The sequence below is a fragment of the Desulfocastanea catecholica genome, assembly GCF_054657295.1.
Genome location: NZ_BAAHYZ010000014.1, coordinates 84,767 through 99,064, shown reverse-complemented (window position 1 = coordinate 99,064; position 14,298 = coordinate 84,767). Strand labels below are relative to the sequence as shown.

At 56.2% G+C, this 14,298-nt stretch carries 14 protein-coding genes; 7 read left to right on the top strand and 7 right to left on the bottom strand.

From position 1 onward, the window contains the following. Positions 1 to 32 precede the first annotated feature (32 nt). From ACYQ8U_RS13935 to ACYQ8U_RS13925, 3 genes are all read right to left on the bottom strand, one after another. Complete coding sequence (locus tag ACYQ8U_RS13935; protein ID WP_459946156.1) at positions 33 to 719, bottom strand: PASTA domain-containing protein; 687 nt, start codon at positions 717 to 719, stop codon at positions 33 to 35. Further along, entirely contained in the window at positions 700 to 1,377 is a 678-nt protein-coding gene (locus ACYQ8U_RS13930; RefSeq protein WP_459946155.1) for a hypothetical protein, read from the bottom strand. The genes ACYQ8U_RS13935 and ACYQ8U_RS13930 overlap by 20 nt, the downstream gene beginning before the upstream one ends. Before the next feature lie 113 nt (positions 1,378 to 1,490). Then, the gene (locus ACYQ8U_RS13925) at positions 1,491 to 1,934 is read right to left on the bottom strand and encodes a regulatory protein GemA (protein WP_459946154.1); all 444 of its coding nucleotides are present in this window, start codon (positions 1,932 to 1,934) and stop codon (positions 1,491 to 1,493) included. Between the two features lie 274 nt (positions 1,935 to 2,208). Here ACYQ8U_RS13925 and ACYQ8U_RS13920 point away from each other — a divergent pair, with 274 nt between their 5' ends. Genes ACYQ8U_RS13920 through ACYQ8U_RS13895 form a run of 6 tightly spaced genes read left to right on the top strand, consistent with a single transcriptional unit; the run spans position 2,209 to position 9,493 of the window. Continuing rightward, entirely contained in the window at positions 2,209 to 2,868 is a 660-nt protein-coding gene (locus tag ACYQ8U_RS13920; protein WP_459946153.1) for a TetR/AcrR family transcriptional regulator, read from the top strand. A 2-nt stretch (positions 2,869 to 2,870) separates the two neighbouring features. Beyond that, on the top strand, positions 2,871 to 4,061 hold the full coding sequence (locus ACYQ8U_RS13915; RefSeq protein WP_459946152.1) for a beta-barrel domain-containing protein: 1,191 nt from the start codon (positions 2,871 to 2,873) through the stop codon (positions 4,059 to 4,061). 1 nt (position 4,062) lies between these two features. Further along, the gene (locus tag ACYQ8U_RS13910; RefSeq protein ID WP_459946151.1) at positions 4,063 to 6,021 is read left to right on the top strand and encodes an ATP-binding cassette domain-containing protein; all 1,959 of its coding nucleotides are present in this window, start codon (positions 4,063 to 4,065) and stop codon (positions 6,019 to 6,021) included. Beyond that, complete coding sequence (locus ACYQ8U_RS13905; protein WP_459946150.1) at positions 6,018 to 7,154, top strand: ABC transporter permease; 1,137 nt, start codon at positions 6,018 to 6,020, stop codon at positions 7,152 to 7,154. The genes ACYQ8U_RS13910 and ACYQ8U_RS13905 overlap by 4 nt, the downstream gene beginning before the upstream one ends. Positions 7,155 to 7,157: 3 nt before the next feature. After that, positions 7,158 to 8,285 (top strand): ABC transporter permease, encoded by a 1,128-nt coding sequence (locus ACYQ8U_RS13900; protein ID WP_459946149.1) that lies wholly within the window; start codon positions 7,158 to 7,160, stop codon positions 8,283 to 8,285. Between the two features lie 32 nt (positions 8,286 to 8,317). Further along, positions 8,318 to 9,493 (top strand): RtcB family protein, encoded by a 1,176-nt coding sequence (locus tag ACYQ8U_RS13895; RefSeq protein ID WP_459946148.1) that lies wholly within the window; start codon positions 8,318 to 8,320, stop codon positions 9,491 to 9,493. 163 nt (positions 9,494 to 9,656) lie between these two features. Here ACYQ8U_RS13895 and pdxH read toward each other — a convergent pair whose 3' ends face one another. Next, positions 9,657 to 10,298 (bottom strand): pyridoxamine 5'-phosphate oxidase, encoded by a 642-nt coding sequence (gene pdxH / locus ACYQ8U_RS13890; protein ID WP_459946147.1) that lies wholly within the window; start codon positions 10,296 to 10,298, stop codon positions 9,657 to 9,659. 182 nt (positions 10,299 to 10,480) lie between these two features. After that, positions 10,481 to 11,404: a Tim44 domain-containing protein gene (locus ACYQ8U_RS13885; RefSeq protein ID WP_459946146.1), complete on the bottom strand. Its 924-nt coding sequence runs from the start codon at positions 11,402 to 11,404 to the stop codon at positions 10,481 to 10,483. 125 nt (positions 11,405 to 11,529) lie between these two features. Between ACYQ8U_RS13885 and ACYQ8U_RS13880 the strand changes: the two genes are divergently transcribed. After that, the gene (locus ACYQ8U_RS13880; RefSeq protein ID WP_459946145.1) at positions 11,530 to 13,044 is read left to right on the top strand and encodes a B12-binding domain-containing radical SAM protein; all 1,515 of its coding nucleotides are present in this window, start codon (positions 11,530 to 11,532) and stop codon (positions 13,042 to 13,044) included. 27 nt (positions 13,045 to 13,071) lie between these two features. Here the strand turns inward: ACYQ8U_RS13880 and ACYQ8U_RS13875 are convergent, their stop codons facing one another. Next, positions 13,072 to 13,356, bottom strand: a complete 285-nt coding sequence (locus tag ACYQ8U_RS13875; RefSeq protein ID WP_459946144.1) for a hypothetical protein — start codon at positions 13,354 to 13,356, stop codon at positions 13,072 to 13,074. Between the two features lie 79 nt (positions 13,357 to 13,435). Then, positions 13,436 to 14,296, bottom strand: coding sequence for a universal stress protein (locus ACYQ8U_RS13870; RefSeq protein ID WP_459946143.1), 861 nt, complete (start codon positions 14,294 to 14,296; stop codon positions 13,436 to 13,438). Positions 14,297 to 14,298 lie beyond the last annotated feature (2 nt).

Genomic DNA, 14,298 nt, shown 5'->3' with positions numbered 1-14,298 from the left:
TGCACCATACTGATGACTCCTTGATACATTTTCTATTGAAGCCTGCCGATACTATATTTGACAGTACTCCCGCAGACAACAGTTGTATTCGCTTGCGGAGCTTGCTGTGTCAAGACCTGGTCACCTTCTGTACGCACTCCAATCTGAGGAACCAACCCTGCTCTTTGTATCATCGACCGAGCCACATTTTCCGTTTTACCATAAACATCCGGCACTCTACATGTAGCTTGCATGTGCAGCGTTGGAGGCCTGATAACCGGTGGCACGGGTAGCGGCACCGGTACTACGGCAACCGGCTTTTGGGAAATGTCCAGATGGACATTGGTTCCCTGGCGAACAAGCGTGCCCGCATTTGGCGACTGCGAAATAACCGTATCCGCCGCCATATCTGCTCTTGGATGTCTCGTTGGATTGCCGGTGCTTAACCCCGCACCCCGTAAGATTTCCATGGCTTTTCGATAGGGCATCCCTGTAAGATATGGCACCTGTACCCCAGCCTCGGCAATGGTCAGGGAAACCGGGCTAAATTTTCGCACCCGTTCCCCGGGTGGCGGATTTTGACCGACGACGGTTCCGGCTGCTCTATTGGGGACAAGTTGTCGTTGCTGGGAACCGACTTGAAGCCCTGCCCGGCCAAGCAGCTCATGTGCCCGGTCTACCTGAGAGTTCCGCAGGTCAGGCACCACCACCGATTCAGCCTCAACGACAATATCGACCACACTTTCCACCGCCAATAAAATGCAGGCAATTATATGTTTGCTCCGTCAGTTTGTCAAACAGCTGTCCCAGCGTGACATTGCCTTTCAAGTAGCGGACATGCACCTGTTTTAGTACATCCTGCAAGGCTGTATCGAGATGGGCTATTTCTGTTGCCGAATCAAGTTCAGGATAGGGCGATACGCTGTTGGGGATCACCACCAGCATACGCAGGGGTAAGGGTACGGAGAGTTCCGCAATCGGGCCGGCGATTTCCAGATAGCGCACCAGGGGACTGTTTATCGAACTGCCCATGAAACATCTTTTTGCCGGAAAATACATGGCTTCCCAGGGCAGCGCGGCAATTTCCGGCGGCCGGATTTTCAACCGTATGCGCAGCCCGGTATCTTTGCTTGCCAGGGCATGGCCGAAGCTTCGCTGAAAGATGGTGTCGATTTCGCCGGTAAACAGGTAGTGATACAGTTCGGTGCCGAAAGGGACCAGGGTTGCCATGTCCGTCTGACATTCTTCCAGGCGGTGCAACGCTTCGAGAAGAGCAGGATGATCCGGGTCAAGCAGAAGTGTCACCCGGGCTTCACCGAAATATTCCGATTCAGCCCGCACCGGGTAACCGCCGATGCCGCGTTCGTCGATGGCAATATCGAAATTATGATAGAGCATGCAAGAGCCCTACTTTTGTTTTCGCTTTAAAACGAACTAGAATCCAGTCTCAACTCTACATAATTATCAGGTTAGGCAAAGTTTTGCAAATTTTTTTGTCTTGCCTGTTCTGCTCACTGTCTTTTCACCCGGGTCTTTTTTAGACGTTTATCGAGATCGGTGATCAGCACATGCAGGGCCTTCTGGTCGGTCAACCACTCGAACCGGTCAACGCCGAACTGGCGGTGGCACCGGCTATTCAGCTTTTCCATGGCATAACCAAGCTCATTCCACATTGCCAGCACCTTGCGTTGCTGGGCCGCCGTCGGTCCCGGTTTGATAGTGATATACGTCTTTTTGGGCCGTGGTATGTGTTCCGAGGCGGACTTTGGGGCCTGCGGCCGCCAGCCCTTGGCACGAAAGATTTCGAGCAGTTGTGCTGCCTGCCGATTTGTCAGGTCTTTTGCTGATTCTACCTTAAAGTTCACCGCGAGGATGTCTCGATAGATTTCGTCTGTCAGCTGCAGCTCTTTTTTTGCGATATGGATTTTTGCCAGTTGAGCCCTGGTTGGTTTCATAGCAATCTCCTCAGTGGCGATCAACATGAGGCAAGCTAATGCATACCTTGCGCATATCCTGCGCATAAGGCGCATCGCCGCATTTGATCGATCTGATACCTTGCAAACCTCCTTCGCCTGTCGATTAATATAAGTATTATTCTGCCGGCCGGCTCTGCATCTTTTTCCCTTGCAGAGAACTGCAGGATAATTCAGCGCGTACAACCTCCCCCTTGCATAATTCAAACATACGTTTTACATATCGTTTTAATCAAAGGTTTCATACGGGGGAACCATGTCCGAACAGACAATACCAACCAAGGAACGCATACTCCGGTCGGCCGGAATCATCTTCGGCAAGAAGGGTTTCAAGGATGCCACCATCCGCAAAATCGCCGAAGACGCCGAGGTTAATATCGCCGCCATCAATTATCATTTTCAGGGCAAGGAAGGGCTGTATGGCGCGGTTCTCGAGGATGTTTTCCATACCGGTTTCAGCCGTTTTCCGCCAACCCTCGGACTGGGCGAAGATGCCGATCCGCAGCTGCGGCTTCGGGCGTTTATCAGAGCGATGTTTTACCGCCTGCAGAGCCGCGAGGGCTGGGGCGGCATGGCCGGACAGGGGCGGCTTATCGCCCGGGAACTGCTTGACCCCAGCCCGGCCTTTGCAAACCTGCTGAACAGATATATCAAACCGCACAGAGACCTTCTGGCCGGTATTATTGTCGATATCATGCAGATCAACCCAGGACCGGCGAAGCTTATGCCCTGCGCCCTGAGCATTTTCGGCCAGTGTATCTACTACGCCCTGGCTTCCACGGTCATCCGGACAATCAGCGCGGACATCGCTCCGACGGAAGATAATCTCGATCAGCTGGCGGACTCCGTCTGGCTCTTTTCCCTCGGCGGCATCGCCCGGATCAAAGAGGAATTCCTTGCACCATCAAGGGCCTAATTATGAAGAAAAGGTTACGCATCGCCATCCCGCTTCTGCTGCTGCTTTTTGGCACCATCTTTGCTTATAACACCCTCAATCATCGCAATGACGACACATCCCTGCGCTTTTCCGGTAATATCGAAGTCACCGAGAGCCAGATGAGCTTTCGCATCCCCGGCCGTCTCGAGGAGCGGCTGGTGGAAGAAGGAGAGAGTGTCGCCGCCCGGCAGACGCTGGCCAGGCTGGACAAAACCGATCAAATCATTGCCCTCGCCCAGGCAACGGCCAATCTGTCCTATGCCGAAGCGGTCCTGGCCGAGCTTGAGGCAGGCAGCCGCAAAGAGGATATCGACCGGGCCGAGGCCAAGGTCATGCAGGCCCGCCACAGTCTGACGGAGCTGCGCAACGGCACGCGTATCCAGGAAATAAAGAGTGCCAGGGCGGACCTGGACAGTGCCATGGCCGCCGAGCAATCGGCCATCGTCCGGCTGAAACAGGCAAAAATCGATCTCGATCGCTATGTCAATCTGTACAAGGAGAAGAGTGTCAGTAAGAACGCCCTCGAAACCTACCAGATCCTCCAGGAAACATCGGAAAACCAGGTAAAGGAAGCCAGGGCGCGAACCAGGGCGGCAAACCAGAATCTCGAGCTGCTGCAGGCCGGTCCGCGCATCGAACAGATCGACCGGGCGGAGGCGGCCCTGCAGCAGGCGGAAGCGGAATACGCCCTGATCAAGGCCGGCCCGCGCACGGAGACTATCGAGCAGGCGCGCGCCAAGGTCCAGGTCGCAGCGGAAACGGTGAAACAGGCCAGGCAGCAGCTGCACTATACTGAGTTGTCCGCCCCCATGGATAGTGTGGTGCTGAGCACCGCCGCCGAGGCGGGAGAATATCTCAATCCGGCCTCTCCGGTGCTTACCCTCGGCCGGATGGATAAACCGTGGCTGCGCGCTTATATCCACGAATCCGATCTTGGCCGGATTAAGCTCGGCCAAGAGGTCAGCGTGACGACCGATGCCTTTGCCGACAAAAAATATGTCGGACGGGTAAGCTATATCAGCAGCCAGGCCGAATTTACGCCAAAAACGGTGCAGACCTTTGAAGAGCGGGTCAAACTGATGTATCGCATCAAGGTCCTGCTCGACAATCCCGACCATGAACTCAAGCCGGGCATGCCGGCGGACGGGGTCATCGACCTCGGTGCGCAGTAAGATGCAAAAGACACAACAGGCTGCAAACGGGGTAAACCCGGCCATTGCCGCCGAGGGATTGACCAAGAAGTTCGGTCCCCTCACCGCCGTCGATGACTTGCGGTTCACCGTCTTGCCGGGGGAGATTTTCGGCCTGGTTGGCCCGGACGGCGCGGGCAAATCGACCAGTCTGCGCATGCTGGCGACGATCATGGATGGTGACTCGGGCACGGCGCAAATCGCCGGTTGTGATACCGCGAGTGAGGCCGCTGCGGTCAAGGACCATCTCGCCTATATGAGCCAGAAATTCGGCCTGTACCAGGACCTCACCGTCGGCGAAAATATCGATTTTTATGCCGACCTGTACGGCATGAGCCGCAAGGGCCGGCAGGGGCGCGTCGAGGAGCTGCTCGATTTCAGCCATATGCGCCCCTTCATCCGGCGGCGGGCCGGGGACCTCTCCGGCGGCATGAAACAGAAGCTGCAGCTGGTCTGCGCCCTCATCCACACCCCGAAGGTCCTCCTGCTTGACGAACCGACCAACGGCGTCGATCCGGTGAGCCGCCGCGATTTCTGGCGCATCCTCGACAAACTTCGGCAGGAGCAGGTGGCGGTGCTCATCACCACCGCCTATCTCGATGAAGCGGAGCGCTGTGACCGGGTCGGCCTCATCGCTCAGGGCAAACTGATGGCCGTCGGAACGCCAGGTGAAATAAAGGAACTGATGGATGGCCGGATACTGGCGATCAGGTCCAGCCGGGCGAGAAAAATTGTCGACCTGCTGCGCGGCGAACCTTTGAGCAAAAGCGTCAACCTCTTCGGTGATACGGTGCATCTGGTTTGCCAAGACAGCGAAAAGACCAGGGAACAGGTGAGCGGGCTTCTTGACCGCGAAAAAATCGCTTACGGCCAGATTCGCGAGATCCAGCCGTCGCTGGAAGATATCTTCGTCAGCCTGCTGGGCAAAAATACCCAGCAGGTACCGACTCCCCCGGAGACGATGCACCTGGTAGCGGCTCCGGCAGCAACCGCTGATGCCCTGGCCGTACAGGTCGAACATCTGACCCGCCGATTCGGCACCTTCACCGCTGTTGACGATATCAGTTTTCAGGTAAAAAAGGGCGAGATCTTTGGCTTTCTCGGGCCAAACGGCGCCGGGAAGAGCACAACCATCCGCATGCTCTGCGGCCTGCTGCAGCCCAGTTCGGGCAGCGGGACGGTGGCTGGATTTGACATCCTGCGGGAAACCGAACAGATCAAGCTGCATATCGGCTATATGAGCCAGAAATTTTCCCTCTACGAGGATCTCACCGTCAGGGAAAACATCCGTTTTTACGGCGGCATCTACGGCCTGACCGGCAAACGTCTGGACAATCGGCTCAACTGGGCGCTGGCGCTGGCCGGGTTAGAGAAACATCGCTCCTCGCTTACCGCCATTCTCAGCGGCGGCTGGAAACAACGCCTGGCGCTCGCCTGCGCCATCCTGCATGAGCCGCCGATCATCTTCCTCGACGAACCGACCAGCGGCGTCGATCCCTTGAGCCGCCGGCTATTCTGGGATCTCATCTACAGCATGGCGGATCAGGGCATCACCATTTTCGTCACCACCCACTATATGGAAGAGGCCGAGTACTGCGACCGCATCGCCCTCATCTACGACGGCAAGATGATCGCCTCGGGCTCGCCCATGGAACTGAAGACCCGGTTCATGCACGACAAAATCATCGACCTGCGCTGTGCCGAGCCCCAGACACTGATCGGGCCGCTGAAGGCCCTGCCGGAGATCCGCGATGCGGCACTTTTCGGCTCGGGGCTGCATATCGTCACCCCGGATGATGTGGCAGCCACGGCGGCGATCAAGCGTCTGCTGGAAACCCGAGGCCTGAGCCCGGCAGACGTCACCATGGAGACCATCCTGCCGAGTATGGAGGATGTTTTCATCTCGCTTATCGAAGAAGTGGACAGAAAGGCGGCTAGATGATGAATCTCAGACGTCTTCTCGCCGTGGCCCGTAAAGAGACCCTGCACCTGATTCGCGACTGGCGCAGCCTGACCCTGGCCCTGGCCATTCCGCTGATCCTCATCCTGCTTTACGGCTACGCCCTCACCCTCGACCTGCGCCTTGTGCCCACCGTGGTCTGGGACCAGTCACGTACGCCGCAAAGTCGCGAACTGCTCAGTCTCTTCCAGAGTTCACCCTATTTTGCCATCAAGGGCTATCACGACGATTACCGTGGACTGCAAAAGGCCCTCGATAAGGGTCAGGCCATGGTCGCGCTCGTTATCCCCGGCGATTTCGCCGCCAGGGTGCAGGCCAACAAGCCGGTGAAGATCCAGATTATCGGTGACGGCAGCGATGCCAACACCTCCCGGCTGGCCATGGGCTATGCGGCGAATATCGGCGCCATCTACGTCCTGCAGGTCACCTCGGAACAGATGCAGTTCAAGGGGCAAGGAGAGCTGAAGCAGCCGCTTGAACTGGTCCAGCGCGCCTGGTATAACCCCGGTCTGCGCAGCCAGAACGTGCTTATTCCCGGCATCATCGCCCTGGTCATGATCGTCGTCGCCGCCCTGCTCACCAGTACCACGGTGGCCAAGGAATGGGAAACGGGGACCATGGAACAGTTGATCAGTACACCGCTGCGCGGCCCCGAGCTGATTTTCGGCAAAGTCCTGCCCTATTTCTGTATCGGCATGATCGATGTGGCCATGGCGGTGCTTATCGGCAAATGGATTTTCGCTGTGCCGATCGTCGGCAACGCCGGCCTGCTGTTTGCCCTCTCGGCGGTCTTTCTCACCGGCGCCCTGTTTTTCGGCATGACGCTGAGCATCAAACTCAAATCCCAGGTCCTGGCCAATCAACTGGCCATCATTGCCGGTTTTCTGCCGACGCTGATTCTGAGTGGCTTCGTCTTCGCCATCGAAAACATGCCCCTGCCCCTGCAGTTCCTCACCTATATCTTTCCGGCCCGCTACTTCATCGCCATTTTGCGCGGCATCTACCTGAAAGGTATTGGTCTGGAGATCCTCTGGCTGGATGCCCTGTTGTTAGTCATTTACGCGGCCTTGATGATCGTACTGGCCAACCGCAATTTTTCCTTTAAACTGGAGTGAGCGATGCTGCAGCGACTTTTCCGCATGCTCATGAAGGAATTTCTGCAGATGCTCCGTGATCCGCGGATGCGGGTGGTTATTTTCGGCATGCCGGTGATCCAGATGACCATCATGGCCTTTGCCTTAACCACCGATGTGACCAATATCCGCATGGCCGTGCTGGACATGGACAAGACCCCGGCCTCAAGAGAACTGATCAGCGCCTTTACCGCCGGCAACTATTTCCGCATTACCACGTCCCTGCTGTCGCAACAGCAGATCACCCCGCTGCTCGATCGCAGCGAGGTCCGGGCGGTACTGCATATCCCGGCGGGATTTTCCAGGGATATCCTCACCGGGCAGACGGCGCAGGTGCAGCTTCTCACCGACGGCACCGACAGCAACAGCACCTCCATCGTCCTTGGCTATGCCGGATTCATCATCAATGATTATAATGATGCCATGTTACAACAACGACTTGGCAGAAAGGGTATCACCCTCTCCCCGATGCAGATCGACACGGAGAGCCGCGCCTGGTACAACGTCAACCAGGAGAGCCGGTTTTATTATGTTCCCTCGCTCATTGCCACCATGCTCTTTATCTTCAGTCTGCTGCTGACCAGCATCGGCATCGTCCGCGAAAAGGAGATCGGCACCATCGAGCAGGTGATGGTCACTCCGATCCGCGGCATCGAATTCATCCTCGGCAAGACCATTCCCTACATGATCACCGGCTATATCTCGATGTCGGTGATGCTCGTCGTCGCCTTTGTCGTCTTCGGCGTCGAGGTGCGCGGCAGCCTGGCCCTTCTCTACGGCCTGACCGGCATCTATCTCGCCGGCAATATGGGCATTGCCCTGATCATCAGCGGCAGCGCCGCCACCCAGCAACAGGCCCTGCTCACCAGTTTTCTCATCCTCATGCCCTCGGTGATGCTCAGCGGCTTCATGTTTCCGATCAGCAATATGCCCGATCCGGTGCGGTACGCCACTTTCTTGAACCCGATGCGCTGGTATCTTGAAGTGTTGCGGGGAATCGTTATGAAGGATGTCGGTGTTGCCGCCCTCTGGCCGGCCATCCTGGCCCAGATGGTTCTATCGGTCACTTTTCTGACCATCGCCATCGGACGCTTCAAAAAAACCCTGACGTAAGGACCTGGCAAAAAAAAGGGAGAACAGCTGCCATGATTAAGATAATCGATACAGAGAAAAAACCGATTAAACTGTGGCTGGATGATATCGACCAGGATACCCTGGAGCAGGCAAAAAACCTGGCCAACCTGCCATTCGTGCACCATCATGTGGCGATCATGCCGGACGCCCATGTCGGTTACGGCATGCCCATCGGCGGGGTGGCGGCAACGGAAAAGGTGGTCATTCCCAATGCGGTCGGGGTGGATATAGGCTGCGGCGTCTGTGCCGTGCAGACCTCCCTGCACCATCTGCAACAGTCGGAGCTGAAAAAAATACTCCAGACCGTGCGCCAGACGATACCGCTCGGCTTCAAACACCATACCAGAGCGCAGCCGGACAGCAAAATGCCGCAGGTCAGTCGAACTATCACCGCAAAAGAACTGCCGGTGGTCTTTCGGGAATATGAAAATGGCCGGCTGCAGCTCGGCACACTCGGCGGCGGCAACCACTTCATCGAGGTGCAGCTTGGCGACGACGGCTGGATCTGGCTGATGATCCACTCCGGCAGCAGAAATATCGGCTACCAGGTGGCCGGCCATTACCATCGACTGGCGATAGCCTACAACCAGGCGCATGGCGCCAAGGTGCCGGCCAAGTGGCAGCTCGACTATCTGCCTCTGCAGTCGGACACCGGCCAGGCCTATCTCCGGGAAATGCATTACTGTGTGCAGTTCGCCGCTGCCAGCCGGCGGGCGATGATGCAGCGGGTCATGGACATCCTGCACGACTTCGAGCCGGCGGTTACCTTTTCCCCCGCCCTGGATGTGGCCCATAATTATGCCGCACTGGAATTCCATTTCGGCAAGGAGGTGCTGGTGCACCGCAAAGGGGCTACCCGGGCTGAAGCAGGGGCCATAGGGATCATCCCCGGTTCCCAGGGGAGTACCAGTTATATCGTGCAGGGCAAGGGCAATAAGGAGAGTTTCTGTTCCTGTTCACATGGGGCCGGCAGAAGACTCGGCCGGAAGCAGGCGCAGCGACAGCTCGATCTCCAGCAAGAGATTCGCCGCCTCGACCAGCAGGGCATTCTCCACGCCATTCGTCATAAAAAGGATCTTGAGGAGGCCGCGGGGGCCTATAAGGATATCACCGAGGTGATGCACAACCAGCGTGATCTGGTAGAGATACTGACAGCTCTGCAACCGCTGGCGGTAGTGAAGGGCTGAACAGGAGCCTGTCCGAGAATGCCCTTTCGCCCTAACTCTTCGTTGTTTAAGGAAAATAATGCTCGCAGGTAAGCGTAGACTCCGAAATGCCTATTCTCCGACAAGCTCCTGCCGGTACGGCAAAGGCAGCATTGCCGCCGTTGCCGTACCGAATATAAAACTCTCACGGGGCCAGTCGTTCGATGACCCACTCTTTTGCTTCGCCGGTCCTGCTGTAGAGGAAGCGGTCGTGCAGGCGGTTTTTGCGCCCCTGCCAGAACTCGATTTCGACCGGTTCAACGCGGTAGCCGCCCCAGAAAGAGGGCAGCGGTACCTTGCCGGCACCAATCTTTCTCTTCATCTCGTCAAATTTCTGCAACAGCATCTGCCTTGACGACAGGGGATGACTCTGACTTGACACCCAGGCGGCCATCTGGCTTTCCTTTGGTCTGGACATGAAATATTTCGCCGATTCGGTCGCCGATATCTTCGAGGCAATACCGCTGATCCTTATCTGGCGCTCCAGATCAAGCCAGACAAACAGCAGACTGACCCTGGCATTGTCCTGCATCTCTTTTGCCTTCCGGCTTTCATAATTAGTAAAGAAAACAAAGCCTTTCTCATCATAGTACTTTAACAGGACCGTCCTCTGACTGGGTTGGCCATTGCTGCCGACCGTCGCCAGCGTCATGGCCGTTGGGTCGGCTATTTCTGTTTTCTGCGCCTGCTCGAACCACTCGGTAAACTGTTGCATCGGGTCACTGTGCAGATTGGCGCGAGACAGGCCTCCCTTTAAATATTCCCGACGGAACTGACTAAGATCCACATTCCCCTCACTCAAATAAAAACCGCCATCAAACACTGGTAAAAAGCCGGATTTCAAAATGGCTAAGTAAAAAACTTCATATGCGAGGCGTAAGATTTTTATATTATTTCGGCGTACTAGAGTACGTCGTAATGATATAAAAATTGTAACAACGAAGCAGATGAAGATTTTTTACGACGCCATCAAACTTCTTTGATGCCTTCCAGCTTCCAGGCCTCGGTCCCGACCGGCCTTGCCCAGGTCCATTCTTCATTGAACTTGATCGGCGTGGTCATACTTCCATCGACCAGCTCGCCGGTTTTATCGTCGACGGTGTAATCAAGCAGGTTGGCGGAAAACAGCACTGTGACAAAATCTTCCTGGCCGTCACTGCCCGCCTGGACGATCTCCAGGTTGCGAACGGCGATGGATTCCAGCTTATTGATGTGTCCCTTGCTGCGCATTTCGGCAAAATGACCGGCATATTCGCCGGCCAGCTGCTCGCCGAGGAGGTGTTTATAAGAGTCCAGATCCCGTCGCATCCACCCGGCCTGGACCTGAAAAAAGACGTCGGAGGCCACTTCCTTGAAATAAGCGGGATCAAAACTGCTGTCGTTTTCCCGAATCTGCTCAATGCCTTGTTCCAAGAGATTGCCGCCGATAACCGGGGCGGCCGGGGGTGGCTGCGCACTGGTACCGGAACCCCCGCCAAATATATTCGACGGGCTCTGCGACTGGCCATTGTGCTGAGCGGCCTGATAGGCGCTCGGACGAGGCTTGGTCGAAAAGCGCTTGAAGAGGAAATAGGCGACCCCGCCAAGAAGCAACAGCGGCAGAATGCCCATACCCGAACCGCCGGCGCCGAACATCGAACCAAACAGCATGCCGCCAATCGCCCCGCCGAGAAGCCCTCCGGCGAGGCCGCGACCAAAGGTAGAACCACCCGGCTGCTTGGTTGTTGTCGCCGGCGCGACACTCTTGGTTGGGGTCCTCGGCGTCATCTTAAAGGATCTTCCACCACCAAAAGACTTGGCCTCGGTGTATTGAGCCGTCAGCCCGGCCTCAAACAGGGTAAAGGCTATAAAAAACATAAAAATCGGTGCCATTTTTTTACAAAGCATCATCATAAATCACATCCTTTTGAAATTTTTTGATTGATCATCTCCGAACCCGGACTACATTACAGCGCTACATTATAGTACAACTTTGCCAAGAAGCGAGAAAAAGCGAAAATTATTCACAAGTGACTCCAATGCTGATCGTCCACCCACCCCTCACCAAACCCTGCGAGCCGCCGGCGGCCCTGGCCTACCTCTGTGCCGCTCTTGCCGCCCATGGCCAGCCGTGCACGATCTGCGACATGAATATCGAAGGGTTGCAATATCTCTTTGATACGGCTGAACCGGCGGCGGACACCTGGTCAAAAAGGGCCTTCAAGCACCTGCAACAGTCTCTCGCCAACCTGCAGAGCGGCGAAATCTACAGCAATGCGGACAGGTACCGCCGGGCTGTAGCGGATATAAACCGTGTTCTGGAAAGAGCGGGGAAAGGCTATGGCCTGCAGCTGTCGCTGGCCAATTACCAGGATGACACCAGATCTCCGCTGAAAAGCGGCGACCTGCTCCTGGCAGGTAAGGAGTATGCGGCGAATATTTTCTACCCCTATTTCCGCCGCAGGCTGGAGGAACTTCTGGCAATCGATACTTCCGGGCAGATAGGATTTTCCCTGAGCTATCTCAGCCAGGCGCTGTGCACCTTCGCCATGATCGGCTACCTGAGGGCACACCATCCCCAGGTGCGGATTATTCTCGGCGGCGGCCTGGTCACCACCTGGTTGAGCCGGCCGCAGTGGCGTAATCCTTTTGGAGGCCTGGTCGACCACCTCATCGGCGGCCGGGGAGAGGGCCCGCTGCTGGCCTTACTCGGCATACAGCAGAGGATCGAGCAGATACGACCCGACTATGACCAGCTTATGCACAATGGTTATCTCTCGCCCGGCTTGATCCTTCCCTACACCAGCTCCTTTGGCTGTTTCTGGAAGAAATGCAGCTTCTGCCCGGAGACCAGCGAAGACAACCCCTACCAGCATATCGCACCAGCGACAACCATTGCCGATCTGCAGGCGCTGACCGCGGCCATCTCGCCGAGCCTTATCCATCTACTCGACAATGCCGTCAGTCCAGCGACATTAGAGGCCCTGGCCAACACGCCGCCACACGTCCCCTGGTATGGTTTTGCCCGCATCGACCGGCTGCTCGGCGACCGGGAGTTTTGTCGTCGGTTGAAGGATTCCGGTTGCCGCATGCTGAAACTCGGACTCGAATCGGGCGACCAGGGGGTGCTCAACAGCATGCAGAAAGGGATCGATCTCGAGCTTGCCGCACGGGTGCTGGAAAATCTGCATGATGTCGGTATCGCCACCTACATCTATCTGCTGTTCGGCACCCCTGCGGAGGGGTATCAGGAGGCCGAGCGAACGCTTGGCTTTGTCGAGGAGCATCACCAGGCGATCAGCTTTCTCAACCTGGCCATTTTTAACCTGCCCATCTCCAGTCAGGAAACAGCGAGTCTCGAAGTAACTGATTTTTATGCTGGCGACTTATCGATCTACCGGAATTTCACCCACCCCAGAGGCTGGAACCGCCAGGAGGTGCGCCGGTTTCTTGACAACACCTTCAAACGTTCGCCCGGGATTGCCGAGATTCTGCGGCGGGATCCACCGTTTTTTACCTCAAACCACGCACCCTTCATGACCGGCTTGCGGTAAACGTTCACCGGCAGCAAAGCTGCTGTATCAAACCCGCACAACCGGTCGCGGATCACGCCTCGGTCTTTTTTTCTCGGCGATTTCCTTGGACTGTTCATGCTTTTTCTCAGCAGTTTTGCCAAGCAGATCGGCGCAGCTAAAGAAAACATACCAATCACCGCGTACGACTTTTTTGGTGGAATTTCGAGACACCTGACCTCGGTCGGATCGACCCTTCGTCCACCATTTGGCCACCTGTTCGGACGTCCGGCCGACCAGGTGGAGAGCACCCACGCCTATTATGAATTCTGCAAACACGATTGATGGTTCCATAATTCACCTCTTTTGGTAAGGACTCAAATAACGCCATCACTCAGTTTTTACTCATGTGCACCACAACCTTTCCAGCCTGTCAGCTGTTCATTTTCACCACCTGGACCGGACAGGAAGCCAGAGCGGCAACCCGCTCAAAGACGCTGCCTAAAAGAATATCACCCACGCTGGAATATCCTTTTGAGCCTAAGATAATATGCTGCATGCCCTTCTCCTGCGCATAGCCTGTCAGACATTTTTCCGGGGTAGCTTCCTGCAATTCGGTAATTACCTGCACGCCAAGTTGCTCCCCTTGCCGGGCGACAGCTTCCAGGGCCTTGAATCCCTTATGCCGGGCATCTTTTAACACGCCATAGCGAAGGCTCTGGTCTATTGGTACGTCGATTGCGGTTACCGCGTGCACCTCGCCGCCATAACTGAGGGCCAGATCAAAGGCCCGCTGCCCGGCGGCCATGCCGGCAGGGGTGCCGTTTATGCCGACGAGGATTTTTCCGTAACGAATTTCCGACATTTCCGGGACGAGCAGCACATCACAAGGACTGCCGTCAATAATTTTTACCCGTAGCCTGCCGAGCAGCACCTGTTCCATCTTTGACCGCTTGGTGTTGCCGAGAACAATCAGCTCAACCCCTTCTTCCTCAGCTACCCGAACAATCTCCTCACTCGGCTCACCCGTCCGGTGGACCGTTTTGATCGCCAGGCCAAGAGACGCTGCATAGGTTGCAGCGTCCTCGAGGCTTTTACGAAACGGCGCACTCAGCTGCCTGTCGGCATCGTCAATTTCCAGGCGGCTCATATTCCCTTCGTACCTGGGAGTCACGCTGACGGCTACCAGTTTTGCGCGCATCGATGCCGACAAGGCCAAAGCCTGCTTGAAAGCCGAGTGGCTGACGTGGGAATTGTCGACAGCCACCAGTATTGACTCCATCATGGCGCACATGT

Bases quoted from the DNA above. Each gene is read 5' to 3' on its own strand.
- ACYQ8U_RS13870 (WP_459946143.1), bottom strand. From the start codon at position 14,296: ATGTGCGCCATGATGGAGTCAATACTGGTGGCTGTCGACAATTCCCAC.
- ACYQ8U_RS13920 (WP_459946153.1), top strand. From the start codon at position 2,209: ATGTCCGAACAGACAATACCAACCAAGGAACGCATACTCCGGTCGGCC.
- ACYQ8U_RS13880 (WP_459946145.1), top strand. From the start codon at position 11,530: ATGCTGATCGTCCACCCACCCCTCACCAAACCCTGCGAGCCGCCGGCG.
- ACYQ8U_RS13925 (WP_459946154.1), bottom strand. From the start codon at position 1,934: ATGAAACCAACCAGGGCTCAACTGGCAAAAATCCATATCGCAAAAAAA.
- ACYQ8U_RS13930 (WP_459946155.1), bottom strand. From the start codon at position 1,377: ATGCTCTATCATAATTTCGATATTGCCATCGACGAACGCGGCATCGGC.
- ACYQ8U_RS13900 (WP_459946149.1), top strand. From the start codon at position 7,158: ATGCTGCAGCGACTTTTCCGCATGCTCATGAAGGAATTTCTGCAGATG.
- ACYQ8U_RS13895 (WP_459946148.1), top strand. From the start codon at position 8,318: ATGATTAAGATAATCGATACAGAGAAAAAACCGATTAAACTGTGGCTG.
- ACYQ8U_RS13875 (WP_459946144.1), bottom strand. From the start codon at position 13,356: ATGGAACCATCAATCGTGTTTGCAGAATTCATAATAGGCGTGGGTGCT.
- ACYQ8U_RS13915 (WP_459946152.1), top strand. From the start codon at position 2,871: ATGAAGAAAAGGTTACGCATCGCCATCCCGCTTCTGCTGCTGCTTTTT.
- ACYQ8U_RS13905 (WP_459946150.1), top strand. From the start codon at position 6,018: ATGATGAATCTCAGACGTCTTCTCGCCGTGGCCCGTAAAGAGACCCTG.
- ACYQ8U_RS13910 (WP_459946151.1), top strand. From the start codon at position 4,063: ATGCAAAAGACACAACAGGCTGCAAACGGGGTAAACCCGGCCATTGCC.
- ACYQ8U_RS13885 (WP_459946146.1), bottom strand. From the start codon at position 11,404: ATGATGATGCTTTGTAAAAAAATGGCACCGATTTTTATGTTTTTTATA.